The sequence below is a fragment of the Oceanibium sediminis genome, from assembly GCF_003265325.1.
GTDB lineage: Bacteria > Pseudomonadota > Alphaproteobacteria > Rhodobacterales > Rhodobacteraceae > Halovulum > Halovulum sediminis.
Map to the genome: position 1 here is coordinate 103,173 of NZ_QGNX01000009.1, position 15,029 is coordinate 118,201.

Sequence of the window (15,029 nt, forward strand, 5' to 3'; positions counted from 1 at the left end):
GGACCACGCTGAACGCGCCGGAGTCCGGTCTTTTAGGGGATGCCCTGTACCGCCCCCGTCACCTGAGGCGGAAGTGTCGGCACCCGAAGGCGTCAACCTTTCGGACGGAAAGGCTGCGCCAGCGAGGTAGGGAAATCCAGCGCCATGGCCTCGCGGTTGCGCGAGATGAGGACGAGAACGACGATGGTGGCAACATAGGGCAAGGCCGACAGCACCTCGGTCGGGACGGTAAGCCCGATAGCCTGTCCCTGGAGTTGCAGGATCGTCATTCCGCCAAAGAGCCAGGCCCCGAAGATGACGCGCCGGGGGCGCCAGGCCGCAAAGACGACCAGCGCCAGGGCGATCCAGCCGCGCCCGGCGGTCATGTTCTCGACCCAGAGCGGCGTATAGACCAGCGACAGGTAGGCGCCGCCCAGCCCCGCCATGGCGCCGCCGAACATGACGGCGAGATAGCGGATCCTGATGACCTGATAACCGATGGCATGGGCGGAATCCGGGCTTTCCCCGATGGCGCGCAGCGCCAGCCCCGCCTTGGTGCGATAGAGAAACCAGCTGACCGCGGCGAACAGGACGAAGGACAGATAGACCAGCGGATCGAATTGAAAGAACATCTCGCCGAGGATCGGAATGTCGGACAGGCCGGGGATGTGCAGCGGCTGGATGGCCTCGACCGGCGTGGTGCCGAAACCGCGCCCGATGAAGGCCGAGACACCGGCCCCGAAGATCGCCAGCGCCAGCCCGGCGGCATATTGGTTGGTCATGAAGGTCAGCGCCAGAACGCCGAACATCAGCGAGGCCAGCGCCCCGCCCACGACAGCCGCACCGACCGCAAGGATCATCGGGAAGCCCGCGAAATGCACCCAGATGCCAAAGGCCGCGCCGATCAGCATCATGCCCTCGATCCCGAGGTTGAGCACGCCGGACTTCTCGACAACCAGCTCTCCCAGAGCGGCGAAGATCAGGGGGGTCGCAGCGATGATGGTCGCCGCAAACATGGAGACGAAAAGATCCATCAGTGCGTCCTCGTGACAAGTCTGCGAATACGGAAGTTGACGAGGAAGTTGCTGGCCAGCAGGAAGAACAGCAGCAATCCCTGGAAGATCAACGCCACCGATGACGGCAGCCCCATGTTGAGTTGCACAGTCTCGCCGCCGAGATAGAGCAAGGACAGAAGCAGCCCCCCCAGAACGATTCCGAAGGCGTTGAGCCGGCCGATGAAGGCCACGATGATCGCGGCAAATCCATAACCGGGCGAGATCTGCGAGGAAAGCTGCCCCAGGGGGCCCGCGACCTCCATCATGCCCGCCAGCCCCGCCGCCGCGCCCGACACCAGAAGGCCAAGCCAGACCGACACCGAGGACTTGAACCCGGCAAACCTTGCCGCTGCCGGGGCCACGCCGCCAACCGCCATCTTGTACCCCATGAAGCTGCGATTGGTGAACAGCCAGGTCAGGAAAACGGCAACGACGGTAAAGAAGATCGAGGTGTTCAGGCGATAGGAATAGTCGAACACCTCGAAGGTGCCCGAATAGGGCAACAGCGCGGTCTGGGGGAAGTTGAACCCGGCCGGATCGCGCCAGGGCCCGTGCACCAGGTAGGACAGGATCAGCGCCGCCACGTAGCTCAACATCAGGGTCACGAGGATTTCGTTCGTGTTCATGCGCGCGCGCAGGAACGCCGGGATCGCCGCCCAGGCCGCGCCGCCCGCCATGCCAGCCACCACCATCAAGGGCAACAGCAACGCGCTTTCCTGCCAGGGCGAGAACAACCCGACCCCGGTTGCCAGTATGGCCCCCATGATCAACTGCCCCTCGGCGCCGATATTCCAGACATTTGCGCGAAACCCGATCGATAGGCCACAGGCGATCAGGATCAGCGGCGATGCCTTCAGCAACCATTCCGACACACCGTTCATCGTGGTCAGCGGCTGCACGAAGAAGGTGTAGAGCGTCACGAACGGATTCAGCCCGAGCGACACGAAGAAGATCGTGCTGACGACAAGGGTCATGGCGGTGGCGATCAGCGGGGCGGCAATCGCCATCTGGCGCGACGGCTCGGCCCGCGGCTCGATCTTAAACAACATGGCGCACCTCGTCGGCCGACGGAACGGCCGTCTGGGCGGCGCCACCTGTCCCGCTCATCAGCAGGCCGATTTCCTCGACATTGGTGGCGTTCCGGTCCAGCGAGTGCGACAGCGCCCCGTGGCAAAAGACATAGAGCCGGTCACAGATCTCGAACAACTCCTCCAGTTCCTCCGAAATGACGATCACCGCGGCGCCCGAACGGCTGAGGTCGATCAGCGTCTGGCGGATATAGGCGGAGGCGCCGACATCGACGCCCCAGGTGGGTTGCGATACCAGAAGCACGCGCGGGGCCATCTCGATCTCGCGGCCCATGATGTATTTTTGCAGGTTGCCGCCCGACAGCCCGTGCGCCTTTGCGTCCGGTCCATTGGCCTTGACGCTGTATTTGTCGATCACGTCCCTGGCGAATGCGCGGGCCCGCTTGCGATTGACCATGCCGCGTTTGACCATGCCCTGGCGATGTGCGGTCAACAGCGCGTTTTCCGACAGTTCATGGGGCGGGACCGCGCCGCGCCCCAGGCGTTCCTCGGGAACAAAACCGAGGCCAAGATCGCGGCGGCGCCCGGCGTCGAGATGCCCGATGGGGCGCCCCTCCAGAAGGATATCCTCGGCGGCGTTGGTGATCCGCTCGCCGCTGATGGCGGCGGCCAACTCGCTCTGGCCATTGCCCGACACCCCGGCAAGGCCGACGATCTCGCCGCCATGGACCTCAAGGCTGACCGACTTGAGCGAGGTGCCGACGACGCTTTCGGAGGCCATGGAAAGATTGTTGACGGACAGCATGGGCGCATGGCTCAACTCCGTCTTCGTCAGGATTACTTCGGGGAGATCGTTGCCGACCATCATGCGGGCCAGTTCCGCCGAGGTGGACTTGCGCGGATCGGCAACGCCGGTCACGCGCCCGCCGCGCAGAACGGTGGCCGAATGGCACAGCGCGCGCACCTCGTCGAGCTTGTGGCTGATGTAGAGAATGCTGCACCCCTCCTGCGCCAGTGTGCGCAGGGTCTCGAACAGTTTGTGCACCGCCTGCGGGGTCAGCACCGAAGTCGGCTCGTCAAGGATGAGCAGCTTGGGATTGCGCAACAGGCAGCGCACGATCTCGACCCGCTGACGCTCGCCCACCGAAAGCGACAGCACCCGGCGGTCGGGGTCGATCGGCAGGCCGTATTTCTCCGAAACGTCGCGGATCCTTGCTGCCAGCGCCTTCAGGTCCATATTGCCCGGCATCGAGAGAGAGACGTTTTCCGCCACGGTCAGGGATTCGAACAGCGCGAAGTGCTGATACACCATTTCGATGCCCAGCTCGCGCGAAACGGCTGGTCCATGCTCTGGCACTGCGACGCCATCGCAGAGGATCTCGCCGGCATCGGCGTGCGTCGCGCCGTAGATGATCTTCATCAGCGTGCTTTTGCCCGCGCCGTTCTCACCCAGAATCGCGTGGATTTCGCCGGGCTGCACGGTCAGCGAAATCTCGTCATTGGCCAGCACGCCGGGATAAGACTTGCTTATGCCCCGCAGTTCCAATCGTGGGTTCATTCGCGCGTTTCCCTCGTGAGAAAGGGGCCACAGCACCGTCTGACCGGCCTGTGGCCCCAAAAGGACGTGGTTATCCCAAGTTGCCGATCATGCCCTGGACGAACCAGTTCATGCCACGGATATCGCCATCCGACAGCCGCGATCCCGCCTCGGCCCGGACGGCGCCGGACTGATCCTTCAGTTCACCCGCGTAGGGGTGCAGCGTACCGGCGCTGATGTCGGCCTGTGCCTGGTCGGCGGCGGCCACCACCTCTGCCGGAAGATCGGGGTTGTACGGCGACAGTTTTACCACGTCGTCCTTCAGCCCGAGCCAGCGTTCGCTGGTCTCCCATGTGCCCGCGGCGACGCGCTTGGCGGCATCCACATAGACCGGCGCCCAGTTAAGCGTGAAGGCGGTCAGATGCTTGCCATTGCCGAACTGGGACATGTCGCTGGCATAGCCGATGGACCAGGCATCGTTTTCCCCGGCGACCTGCACACCCGTCGGGGTGTCGGTCATCGAGCAGATCACGTCACACCCCTGCGCGACGAGGGTTTTCACCGCTTCCTTTTCCTTGCCCGGATCGAACCAGGAGTTGAGGAAGATAACGTTGCAGGTGATGTCGGGGTTCACGCTTTGCGCGCCAAGCAGCAGGGCATTGCCCGGCCCGACTATATCGGGGATCGGAAAACCGCCGACGAAGCCGATCTTGCCGGTTTTCGTCACATGCCCGGCGGTGATGCCCGCGACATAGGTGCCTTCGTAGTATTTCGCCTCGAAGGTGCCGAGATTGTTCAGATGCTTGATCCCCGAGCAATGTTCAAAGGCGACTTCGGGAAAGCGCGGCGCCACTTTTTGCATCGGCGTGCCGTGCGAGAAGCTGGTTCCGAAGATCAGCTGGTGGCCGGTGCTGGCCAGTTCGCGAAACACCCGTTCGGCGTCCTGGGGCAGGTAGATATTGTCGATGGTCGTGATTTCGACGGCGTCGCCCATCTCATTCTTGATGGCCTCGACCCCGAGACTGTGCTGTTTGGTCCAGCCGATTTCGGAGAGGGGCGAAACGAAGACCGTCCCCACCTTCAGCTTTTCCTGGGCGCGCGACAGGCCCGGCAGACCCGTCAGCCCGGTCGCAAGCCCCGTGGCGGCCCCGTATTTCAGAATATCCCGTCTTGTTGCGCGTTTCATCCTCGTCTCCCCTGTTCGGTTCATGTGGTTCGTGGCTGCAAATGATGGTGACTAGAGACACTCACCCGGGTGGTCCACCTTCGGTGGCGGCTTCGACAAAAGGCGCAAGCGCCTCGCGTGCGGACATCTTCGGAATACGCTCCATGTCCAGAAGATACCCCCTGACGACCGTGCGGTGGTGCTCGTCGATCAGTTTCTGGGCTTCGGCGACCTGTCCCTCTTCAAGCAGGTCGACCAGCACCGCGTGGTCATGCAGCAGACCGCAGTAGTCAAAGCGGCTGTCGACAAGGAACCGCAGCAGCGACGTCCGGCGAATGAGTTGCGAATGCATGGCCTGCACCACACTGTTGTTCGAAAACTTGATCAGCAGCTCATGAAAGCCCGACCCGAGTTGATCGGCAAGCCCGTCCTGATGCTCCTCGACGGCCTTGTGCTGCAATTCCACGTGGCGGCGCAATTCCGACCAGCTGCGCGCATCCAGACGCCCCGCAAGCTGGGCTGCGACGCCCTGTTCCAGGATGGTGAGCGCATCGTAGATCTCGACCGCGTCGCGGTAGCTGGGGGTGGAGACATAGGCGCCGCGGTTGCGCTCGATGGTGACCAGCCCGTCCTCGGTCAGCTTGATGATCGCTTGGCGCACCACTGTGCGGCTGACTTTGAAGACATCGGCCAACGTCTGTTCGCTCAGCTTGCAGCCGGGCGCCAGACGCTTGTTGACGATCGCCCGTGTGATGGCCTTGGCTATCCCATCGGATCGATGCTCCATCGGCGTCGCCTTGCCTTCCGGTTCCTGCAGAATCAGACCGCCTCCTCCGTCTTGCTCTCTGGTACTTCAGTCACACCAGATGGCCATCGAACCGTATTAAGAAATTGTTTGAAGCACTATCTTGCAAAAATTGAAAGTCTTGTTGCGACGAATTGATACCCAATCTATGCAGCTTTGCATACGATAAGTGCGGGACTGTCGCCAACGAGCGCAGCATTCGGAGTGCCGGAATGACATGTCACGACGACATACTGCTGAAGGATTGGCACGTTGTGGCCGATGGCGCGCGGGTGTCGCCCGGAGGCCATCAGCAGACCCTGCTGTTGGGCGAAAGCCTTTCGGTGGCGCCGGATCCGCGCGCGGAAACGCCCATCCGCGCCGATCAGGTGGCCATCCTCTATCGCCGCTGGCTGCGCGATCATTCTGTCACCTATGGCGCAATCGCTGCCGGATAAACCTCTCCAAGGGAGCCAAGCCCGTGTCATCACCCAAATGCAAAGACCCTATCGCCCTGAACCTGTGGTACGCCATTGCGCCGCTGGAGGAGGTTCTTGACGGCAAGGTCGAACGTTCGATCCTGCTGGAGCAACCCATCGCCTTCACCCGCGAGCCCTCGGGGCAGATCGCCGTCTGGTCCCACGACGGCGACGGCGCGCGCCCGGTCGGGGCATCCCTTCCGGTGCAAGAGCGTTACGGCTATTTCTGGACGACGCTCGGCACGCCCGACGCCGATATCTTTGCTATTCCGGAATACGACGAACCGGACCGGCGCAATATCCATGCCGCCAGTTTCGGCGTGAATGCCTCTGCGCCGCGCCTGGTGGAAAATTTCCTCGACATGGGGCATTTCCCCTACGTCCACACCGATATTCTGGGTGCCGAGCCCCATACAGAGGTGAAGGAGTATTTCGTCGAACGCTCGGACGAGCGCGACGAGATCCTCGCGACCAACTGCAAGTTCTGGCAGCCGATGGCCTCCAGGGCATCCTCCGGCGGTGCCGATGTCGATTATATCTATCGCGTGCCGCATCCCTATTGTTCGGTGCTCTACAAATCCGCTGCGATCGACCCGGCGCGCATGGATGCCATCGCGATCTTCATCCAGCCGATCACACAGGAAAGCGTGCGGGTGCACATGATGCTCTCGCTGCTTGACGACACCAGTACGGATCTGGATATCCGGCTGTTTCAACAGACCATCTTCGGGCAGGACAAGCCGATATTGGAGAACCAGTATCCCAAACGCCTTCCGTTGGACCCGCGGGCGGAGACGCCCATCCGCGCGGACAAATCCGCGATCGTCTATCGTAGGTGGTTGTCGGACAAGGGCATCACGTACGGCGTCATACCTGCTGCGGCGTAACGAACAACTCAGGGAAATCAACATGGCGACCGACCTGCAAAACACCTGGCATCCGATTGCCGCCAGCACCGACCTCGTGAAACGCCACGTTTACCAGGCGCAGCTTCTGGGGCGGGAATATGCCGTGTGGCGCGCCGATGATGGCTATGTGAACATCTGGGAAAACCGCTGTCTGCACCGTGGCGTGCGCCTGTCCATCGGGATCAACGATGGGCGTGAGCTGAAGTGCCAGTATCACGGCTGGCGCTATGCCAACCGCACCGCGGGCTGCACCTATATTCCCGCCCATCCCGCAGACGCCCCGGCCCGCACGATCTGCAACAATACCTATCCCGTCGCCGAAGCCAGCGGGCTGGTCTGGTGTGGGGAGCACGCAACCGGCGATCTGCCCGACATGAGCGGGTTCGAGTCCGTGACCGCGTTGCGCGGCCTGCCAGTGAACGCACCGCGGGATATGGTGATCGAGGCGCTTGGTGCCTACGCCTTTGCCGACGGCTGTTCGGCGCAGACCGACGAACATGGTGTTGTGACGGTAACGGCGGCGGACGGGCAAGCGGTGCGTTTTTTCGTGCAGCCAAGCGACTCCAACCTCTCGGTCATCCGCGGCGTACTCAACCAGGCGCTGGACGGCGCAGAGCGCATTGCCGCGCTGCGCCATCACAACTTCCTGCTGGACGTCTTGCGCAGCCAGGTAGAGGCCCGCGCCGCCGAATTGGAGACTCCCGAACCCATGACGCCGCCGATCGCGAAGGTCTCGGCCGATCTGGCGGAAATACCCCCCGAGCAGGAAGGCGGGCGCACGGCGGAACTGCGCGTGCAGGTGGTCGACAAGACCGTGACGGCCGAGGGGATCGTCAGCCTGCGGCTGGAGGCGATCAAGGGCCAACTGCCCACCTTCCAGCCCGGGGCGCATATCGACGTGCACCTGCAAAACGGAATGGTGCGCCAGTACTCCCTGACCAACGGGCCGGGCGAGACCGATCACTACACCATCGGCGTGAAGCGCGAACCCGACAGCCGCGGCGGCTCCGTCGCGATCCATGACAGCCTGGCTGTGGGCGATGTGCTTGCCGTGTCCGCGCCACACAACAATTTCCCATTGCGCCGCGACGCGCTGCACACCGTGTTTGTCGCCGGTGGCATCGGAGTCACGCCGCTGCTGGCCATGGCGAGAGCGCTGAACTCCCAGGGCCTCAGCTTTGAGTTCCATTACTTTGTGCAATCCCACGCCCATGCGGCGTTCAGGCGCGAAATGGGGGAGTTCGGCGATGCCCTGACCCTGCACAAGGGGCTATCGCCCGAGGATACCGGCGCGAAGCTGCGCGATATCCTGGCCTCGCCAGGACATGCCCGCCATCTCTATATCTGCGGGCCGGGGCCGATGCTGGAAGCGACGCGCGGGATTGCTGCCGATCTGGGATGGTCCGACGAGGCCGTGCATTTCGAATACTTCAAGAACACCAAGGAGGTCGACGACACCAACAGTTTCCAGATCGAGCTGGCCCGCTCGGCGCTGTCGCTGAATGTGCCCGCGGGAAAAACCATCCTCGAGGTGTTGCGCGAGAACGGCATCAACATGGAAAGCTCCTGCGAACAGGGGGCGTGCGGCACGTGCCGGGTCGGCGTGATCGAGGGCGAGGTGATCCATCAGGATGTCTACCTGAACGACGCCGAGAAATCCGCCGGCAAATCCATCATGACCTGCGTGTCACGCGCCGCGTCCGACCGTCTTATCCTGGATATCTGAGGCTCTCATGATCAAGCTCTACGACTATGAACTCTCTGGCAACTGCTACAAGCTGCGGTTGCTGATGTCCTTTCTGGGGCTGGAGTATCAGACCGAGGCGATTGATTTCTATCCCGGCAATCAGCACAAGAGCGACGCCTTTCGCCGGATCAACCCTCTGGGGCAATTGCCGGTGATTGACGACGACGGGCTCGTGCTGCGCGATGCGCAGGCGATCCTGATCTATCTGGCGTCGAAATATGACCCCAACGGCAAGTGGTATCCGCGCGACGATGCCGCCCTTCTGGGGCAGATGGCACAGTGGATGGCCTTCGCCGATGGCATAACCGCCACGTCCTCGGCGGCGCGCCTGCATGACGGGCTGTTCTACTCCTCGATTGATATCGACGCCGCTCGAGCCGGGGCGCACCGCCTGTTCCGCATTCTGGACGAACACCTGTTCTTTGCCGAAGAGGCCGGACAGGACTGGATCTGCCCCGGCGATCATCCGACCGTCGCCGATATCGCCTGTTTTCCCTATGTCATCCTGTCCGAAGAGGGGGGCATATCGCGCATGACCTATCCCGCCATCCGGCGGTGGTGCGACCGCTTCAAGCGCATTCCTGGGTTCATCGTGATGTCCGGAGTCTTTCCTGCCGGTCCGGGCTTCACGGATGCGGCGGGCGTGGCGGCTTGAGCAACGAATTGCTGCGCAGGCCGGATCCAGAAGTGTCATGCCGCGGTATCGGCGCGCGGCGTCTTTCATCTGTAAAAATGTCGGGCTGTCGAGGTCCAGCAGCGCATTCCTGACGGAGTGGCAGGGAGTGATCTGTGCCTTGTGATCGAGCTGTCCCCTAGGCTTATCGTTGCCTGGTCGGCGCAATCTTGGATGACGACGGCCTTCTCAGACGGAGTTGGCTTGAGGCGGGGAGCGCGTTGGCTAGCGTTTGCCCATGAGCAAACCCAGCCCTTTCAAGTGCTTCAAAACCAGCCCCGAGATCATTCACCTGGCCGTGATGTTCTATGCCCGTTTCCCGCTATCGCTCCGAAATGTGGAGGATCTGCTGCACGAGCGCGGCATCGACATCAGCCAGGAGGCGGTCCGATACTGGTGGCATCGGTTCGGTCCGATGTTCGCAGGTGAGATCAGGAAACGCCACATTGAAGGGATGAAGTCCAGCCGCTGGCGAAGGCATCTGGACGAGTTGTTCGTGAAGACCAAAGGCGAACGCCACTATCTGTGCGGGCCGTGGATCACGACGGCGAAGTCCTGGGAAGCTTCGTGACATAGGCACGTGACGAGAGACCCAAGTGTCCGGAACGCGCAAGGCGTTCACAACCTCACGCTGCATTTCGAATGTACTAATCTACATCAGCTTGCAGCCCCCGCATAACTGGCAGTGTACCGAAGGATGCCAGCGATTCGGCGTCCGTCGGACGGTTATCCAAGCTTCACCCCAATCAGGGAGCTTGGAGAACTTTCCAAAGCGGTAGCAGATCAGCGCGACAAATTTGCGCGACTGATTGCCCGAAAAAAGGTAAAATCCATGATTATTAAAACGTTATTGAGCCTGTCCGTCGCTGGTGCCCTTCTCGGTTCGGCAGCATTTGCCGAATCCGTTGCAACCTCTTGGACCGACCTCAATCTGCGATCAGGTCCCGGACCGATGTATCCGATCGTTGGTGTCATTCCGGCAGACAAACTCGTCACGGTTGACGGCTGCCTTGCAGAATCCTCCTGGTGCAAAGTTTCTCTGGACGGCACCGATGGCTGGGCTGCAGGCAACTATCTGACGACACGGGCGGTGCTCAAATCGACCGAGCAGCCGACTGTCGTCAAGACGGTCACCTATGACAACAACAAGGACGCGGAAACACTCGGCGGTGCCGCGGCAGGCGCCGTGGCCGGCGCGCTGATCGCTGGTCCGTTTGGTGCTGTCTTCGGCGGCATGCTGGGTGCGAGCGCTGGTGAAGCGGTTGCCGTTGATGAAACCGTGGTGACTTATGTCCAGACCAACCCCGTCGACCAGGTTTACCTGGAAGGCGAAGTCGTTGTCGGCGCCGGCCTGCCGGAAACCGTGACGCTGGTCCCGGTCCCGGACACCGAGTTTTCCTACGTCTACGTAAACGGTGTGCCCGTTATCGTGAATTCGACCGAACGCAAGATCGTTCGTATCGTCCGCTAACAAGCGATGGCGCAAACTTTTGCGCCAATTAAAAAGCGACGCAGTCCGGACGATCCGGGCTGCGTTGACGCCCATCCCGGCGTGCAAGCAATCGGCACCGATCATGGAGCAGAAGCCGGGGACCGATCCCGCTGCCCCGTCCCAGAGCGGCTACGCGGCCATATGTCCAGGAAGCCACCGATGCCCGTCGTTAGTTTTGTAGTTCCGCTTATCGTCGTCGGGGTGCTGCTGTGGCTCGTGAATCCCCATATCCCGGAGGACCGGAAAATCCTCAAGAGCCTGAACGTCGTGGTCGTGATCGGCGTCGTCCCGTGGCTGTTGCAGGTGTTTGGAATCATGGGTCCGATGGGTTCAATACGCATCGGTGCCTGATTATCCGAAATGCGGGAAAGCCGCTTTTGGATGCCTGAAAAGAGTTTTAGAGCGCCGAATATCAAGAAGATGACGCCAATCCGCAAAATCCGCAGCCCGCCGGTGTCGGACAATGTCTGCCCGAAACATGGCTCAAGGGAGTGAATACCATGAGTATGAAACTGAAATCCACTACGGCGATTGTCGTCGCCCTCTCGTTCATGCAACCCCTTCCCGGGCTTACACAAGCCAGGATCGAGATCCCCGAGGCTTTGCCCGCGCAAACGTTGGAAACGACGCTGGTGTGCCTGGAGAATTTCCAGGGTAAACGAAAAGACGCGGAACAGGCCTGCCAGGATGCATTAGTCCTGGCCGGGGTCACCTGTGATCCGGACCTGCTGCAAGCGGGTGACGGCCCCGACAATAAGCAGAAGGACAAAGGCAAATCTCCCGAGAGAATAGCCGAGCGGATTATTCGCGCAGCCAACGCGGAAGCCTGCGCAAGCGATGATGCCGCGTCCGCAGCCGAACTGAAGACGCAAGCCGCCGATGGCGAGACCAAGGCGTTGGCAGACACGCTTGCCGCCGCCGACGCGAAAGCCGCGGCCGAAGTAAAGGCCACCGTCGAGGCTGACGCGGATGTAGAAACTGCCGCGAAAACTGCGGCGCAGGTCGAGTCCGATGCTGCTGCGAAAGCCGCGGCGCAGGTCGAGTCCGATATCGCCGTCAAAGCAGCAGCCAGGGCCGCAAAAGCCGAAAAGGCGGATGCCAAAGCCGAGGCGAAAGCGGCGAAAGTCGAAGCCAGGTCCGATGCGAAATCTGCCGCCGTCGCTGAAGCGGAAGCCCTGGCCCAGGCGAAGAAGGCCGCAGAAACCGCAGCCTCCGAAGCCGCGGCCCGGGCAGCAGCGGAATCCACGGAATGTGCTGTCGAACTGGTGGACGCGGCAGGGGCAACCCTGTGCGCGGATGATATGACGCAAGCCGGGATCGCAGCCGTCACAGCAGCCGCAACGCCCAAGGCCGACGTCACGACCGAGACCGTGACCGAGAAAGCGACCCGTTCCAGCGACCAGGAGTTCGCGGGATCACAGGCCGGCTCCGGTGGCGATGGTCTCTCCAACCTTGAAAAGGCGGGCTTGCTTGCCCTTGGCGCAGTTGTTGTCGGGGCGATTTTGACAAACGGCCAGAAGGTTACAGCCAAGACCGGCGACCGGGTTGTCGTGCAGGACCAGTATGGCAATTACACGGTCCTTAAAGACGATGATGTCCTCGTCCGCGAGGCCGGCTCCAACGTGCGCACTGAAACCTTCAAGGATGGCTCGACGCGCAGCTTCGTTACCCGCAAGAACGGCGTCCAGATCGTCACGATTCGTGATTCCCAGGGCCAGGTCCTGCGCCGGACCCGGATCGAGAAAGATGGCCGAGAGGTCGTGCTGATCGATGACACGCGCGGGTTTGAACCGGTTGAAGTGACTGCATTGCCAAGCCCTTATGTGGCTGACCCTGACTACAGGGACGCGACCGACAGGGCCGCACTGCGCAAGGCTCTCAAGGCCGCAGAACGACGCGACCTCGGGCGGAGCTTCAGTCTGAACCAGGTCCGGAAATATCGCGAAGTTCGCGATCTGGCACCTGAAATCAATCTGAGGAGCATTACCTTCCGCACCGGTTCGGCAGCGATTCTGCCATCCGAGGCCGAACAGCTTCGTGAAATCGGGCTGCTCATGGTGGATTATGTCTCGGATGACCCGCGCGAGGTGTTCCTGATCGAGGGCTATACCGACGCAATCGGCGACGAAAGTTACAACCTGCTGCTGTCGGATCGCCGTGCGGAATCGGTTGCACTGGCGCTGTCGGAATATTTCGGCGTTCGTCCCGAAAACATGGTTGTGCAGGGCTATGGCGAACGGTTCCCGCTGGTCGCCACGCTGGAGGCCGAGCGGCTGAACCGCCGTGTCGCCGTGCGCCGGATCACCAGTCTTATTCAGCCGAGATAAGGCTTCAGGCGGAGTTGTCACATCTGGATGTGGCGCCGCCGGAACGATTGCGCCTCGGCGTTCTTGCCTCGACCCGGGCCCCGAGGCTCGGGTTGAGTGCGAATCCGGCACGGGTTTGACCGGAGCGACCGCGTTACCCGACCTGCTGCGCTCCAGGTATTCGGCTTTACGCTGAGATTCCCATGGGTCTTTGCGCGCGCACGAACCTGTATCAGTGCACGGTATTCGGGAAATCCTTTAGGTGGAGTCTGTCCGCCGAACTTTCAGAAGGCAGATTTCCGCAGAAAGGGAAGCGTCGTGGACAAGGATAGGGTGATCGGCTCGGCAAAGGTCCTGAAGGGCAAGGTCAAGGTCGCGATCGGCAAAACGATCGACTATGCGAAGTTGGAGTCATCTGGCGAAGCCGAGAAGATCGAGGGAAAGATCGAGAATGCCGCCGGCGGCGTCAAGGACACCATGCGCGATGGGTAGTGTCGGCGGTACTGGCCGGTATGATAATAAACGCGAAATATCCTATTTTTCCCATAAATGTCAGGGCGTCATAATGTCCCGAAGTCGAAGTAATCGTAGAGGTGTAATGCGATGAATAGAAATGGTCTTCTAATTGCGATCATGGTTCTGACGGTGGTCGCAATCGTGGCCTTTTATCTTTACTATCAGGAAAGCCAGAGCGGAATCGACATCAAGATCAACGATCAAGGCATTTCGATCGACGGTAAGTGAACGAACCGAACCGCTCGGTGTCTGGCGGCGCATCGCTCTGAGCCTGCGCATTGTAATTGAAGGTGGGGCCACCCGGCAGTCGGGTGGCGCATATGAATGGAGGATACACGATGTCACTCGGCACGATTCTGGTCGTCATTCTCATCATTTTTCTTCTCGGAGGATTCAGCGGCCGCTTCGGGGGCTATGGCTACGGCTTCGGTCACACCGGCATCGGCGTCGTCGGTACGGTGATAGTCGTGGTGGTCGTCCTGATGGTTCTTGGCAGGATCTGACGGCGACATCAGATCGCCGTGTGTCAGGCAAGCACTGTGCGCGTCTGATCCAAGTATGTCGGATCAAACCCGGCAATTTCAATTAGGCGGTCAGGCTCTGTCAGAAACCTGGAGTGAGACAGTGCAGGGTGCCAGCTAGCCATCCATGGATGACCAAACCCAGCTCTTTCAAATGGTTCAAGACCTTGCCCGGAAATCATCCGCCTGGCGGTGATGCTGTACGTGCGTTTCCCTCTATTCCTTCACAATGTGGAAGATTTGCTCCACGCGCGCGGCATTGCGGCATTGCGGCATTGATGGCAGCCATGAAGCTGTGCGGTGCTGGTGACATCGCTTTGGTCCGCTGTTTGCAGCTGAGATCCGAATGCGCCGAATTGCGGGCATGAAATCTAGTCGACGGCGCTAGCATTTGGACGAGATGTTTGTGAAGATCAACAGCGAGAGACATTGTCTCTCGCTGGCGGTCGATCATGAAGGCGAAGTCCGTGAAAGCTTCGTCACGAAAGTAGTTGATAAGAAGGCTGCATTGAAATTCCTCAAGAAAGCAATGCATAAGCATGGTCAACCGAAGGTTATCGTAGCGGACCGGCTGCGTTCGTACGGAGCGCCGCTGAAAGAAATCGGTGCGTCAGACAGGCGGGGCAACGCGCGATTGTCCTTCCCCCCTAGAACTGGGCCATTACATTGTCCGCGAGAGGGGGATTGGGCATGGCGAGGAAGCGACATTCAGACGAAGACATCTTGAAGCTGCTGCGTGAGATTGAGCTCAAGCTGACGGCTGGTGATGATGTGGCATCGGCGTGTCGGAGCGTCGGTATCAGCGATGCGACGTATTACAACTGGCGGAGGCGGTTTGG

Annotated in this window: 15 protein-coding genes and 2 pseudogenes; 12 read left to right on the plus strand and 5 right to left on the minus strand. The window is 61.0% G+C overall.

The window, feature by feature from the left end; all coding sequences use genetic code 11:
* Window positions 1–92: 92 nt before the first annotated feature.
* The 5 genes from DJ029_RS18510 to DJ029_RS18530 form a co-directional block, all read right to left on the minus strand.
* The gene (locus DJ029_RS18510; protein ID WP_112323979.1) at window positions 93–1,013 is read right to left on the minus strand and encodes an ABC transporter permease; all 921 of its coding nucleotides are present in this window, start codon (window positions 1,011–1,013) and stop codon (window positions 93–95) included.
* Entirely contained in the window at window positions 1,013–2,083 is a 1,071-nt protein-coding gene (locus DJ029_RS18515; protein WP_112323980.1) for an ABC transporter permease, read from the minus strand. Before DJ029_RS18515 ends, DJ029_RS18510 begins: the two co-directional genes overlap by 1 nt.
* Window positions 2,073–3,620, minus strand: a complete 1,548-nt coding sequence (locus DJ029_RS18520; protein WP_112323981.1) for an ABC transporter ATP-binding protein — start codon at window positions 3,618–3,620, stop codon at window positions 2,073–2,075. Before DJ029_RS18520 ends, DJ029_RS18515 begins: the two co-directional genes overlap by 11 nt.
* A 70-nt stretch (window positions 3,621–3,690) precedes the next feature.
* Window positions 3,691–4,785 (minus strand): BMP family ABC transporter substrate-binding protein, encoded by a 1,095-nt coding sequence (locus DJ029_RS18525; RefSeq protein ID WP_112323982.1) that lies wholly within the window; start codon window positions 4,783–4,785, stop codon window positions 3,691–3,693.
* A gap of 61 nt (window positions 4,786–4,846) precedes the next feature.
* Window positions 4,847–5,551 (minus strand): GntR family transcriptional regulator, encoded by a 705-nt coding sequence (locus tag DJ029_RS18530; protein ID WP_112323983.1) that lies wholly within the window; start codon window positions 5,549–5,551, stop codon window positions 4,847–4,849.
* 230 nt (window positions 5,552–5,781) lie between these two features.
* Here DJ029_RS18530 and DJ029_RS21965 point away from each other — a divergent pair, with 230 nt between their 5' ends.
* From DJ029_RS21965 to DJ029_RS22525, 12 genes and pseudogenes are all read left to right on the plus strand, one after another.
* Entirely contained in the window at window positions 5,782–6,006 is a 225-nt protein-coding gene (locus DJ029_RS21965) for a hypothetical protein (protein ID WP_198671191.1), read from the plus strand.
* Window positions 6,007–6,029: 23 nt separating this feature from the next.
* Entirely contained in the window at window positions 6,030–6,914 is an 885-nt protein-coding gene (locus DJ029_RS18540; protein WP_112323984.1) for an aromatic ring-hydroxylating oxygenase subunit alpha, read from the plus strand.
* Between the two features lie 22 nt (window positions 6,915–6,936).
* On the plus strand, window positions 6,937–8,661 hold the full coding sequence (locus DJ029_RS18545) for a Rieske 2Fe-2S domain-containing protein (protein WP_112323985.1): 1,725 nt from the start codon (window positions 6,937–6,939) through the stop codon (window positions 8,659–8,661).
* 7 nt (window positions 8,662–8,668) lie between these two features.
* Window positions 8,669–9,337 carry a glutathione S-transferase family protein gene (locus DJ029_RS18550; RefSeq protein ID WP_112323986.1) on the plus strand — a complete coding sequence of 223 codons (669 nt, stop codon included), beginning with the start codon at window positions 8,669–8,671 and terminating at the stop codon, window positions 9,335–9,337.
* A 256-nt stretch (window positions 9,338–9,593) separates the two neighbouring features.
* Window positions 9,594–9,928, plus strand: a pseudogene (locus DJ029_RS18555) (DDE-type integrase/transposase/recombinase); the annotation flags it as partial.
* Between the two features lie 259 nt (window positions 9,929–10,187).
* Complete coding sequence (locus tag DJ029_RS18560; RefSeq protein ID WP_112323987.1) at window positions 10,188–10,826, plus strand: DUF1236 domain-containing protein; 639 nt, start codon at window positions 10,188–10,190, stop codon at window positions 10,824–10,826.
* A gap of 180 nt (window positions 10,827–11,006) precedes the next feature.
* Window positions 11,007–11,198, plus strand: a complete 192-nt coding sequence (locus tag DJ029_RS18565; protein WP_112323988.1) for a Thivi_2564 family membrane protein — start codon at window positions 11,007–11,009, stop codon at window positions 11,196–11,198.
* A 149-nt stretch (window positions 11,199–11,347) separates the two neighbouring features.
* Window positions 11,348–13,174, plus strand: coding sequence for an OmpA family protein (locus tag DJ029_RS18570; protein ID WP_112323989.1), 1,827 nt, complete (start codon window positions 11,348–11,350; stop codon window positions 13,172–13,174).
* Between the two features lie 297 nt (window positions 13,175–13,471).
* Complete coding sequence (locus DJ029_RS18575; RefSeq protein ID WP_112323990.1) at window positions 13,472–13,645, plus strand: CsbD family protein; 174 nt, start codon at window positions 13,472–13,474, stop codon at window positions 13,643–13,645.
* A 362-nt stretch (window positions 13,646–14,007) separates the two neighbouring features.
* Window positions 14,008–14,172 (plus strand): DUF3309 family protein, encoded by a 165-nt coding sequence (locus DJ029_RS18580; protein WP_112323991.1) that lies wholly within the window; start codon window positions 14,008–14,010, stop codon window positions 14,170–14,172.
* Window positions 14,173–14,321: 149 nt separating this feature from the next.
* A pseudogene (locus DJ029_RS22200) lies at window positions 14,322–14,824 on the plus strand (DDE-type integrase/transposase/recombinase); the annotation flags it as partial.
* 56 nt (window positions 14,825–14,880) lie between these two features.
* Window positions 14,881–15,029: transposase (locus DJ029_RS22525; protein ID WP_157966444.1), on the plus strand; the 149-nt coding region annotated here is incomplete at its 3' end.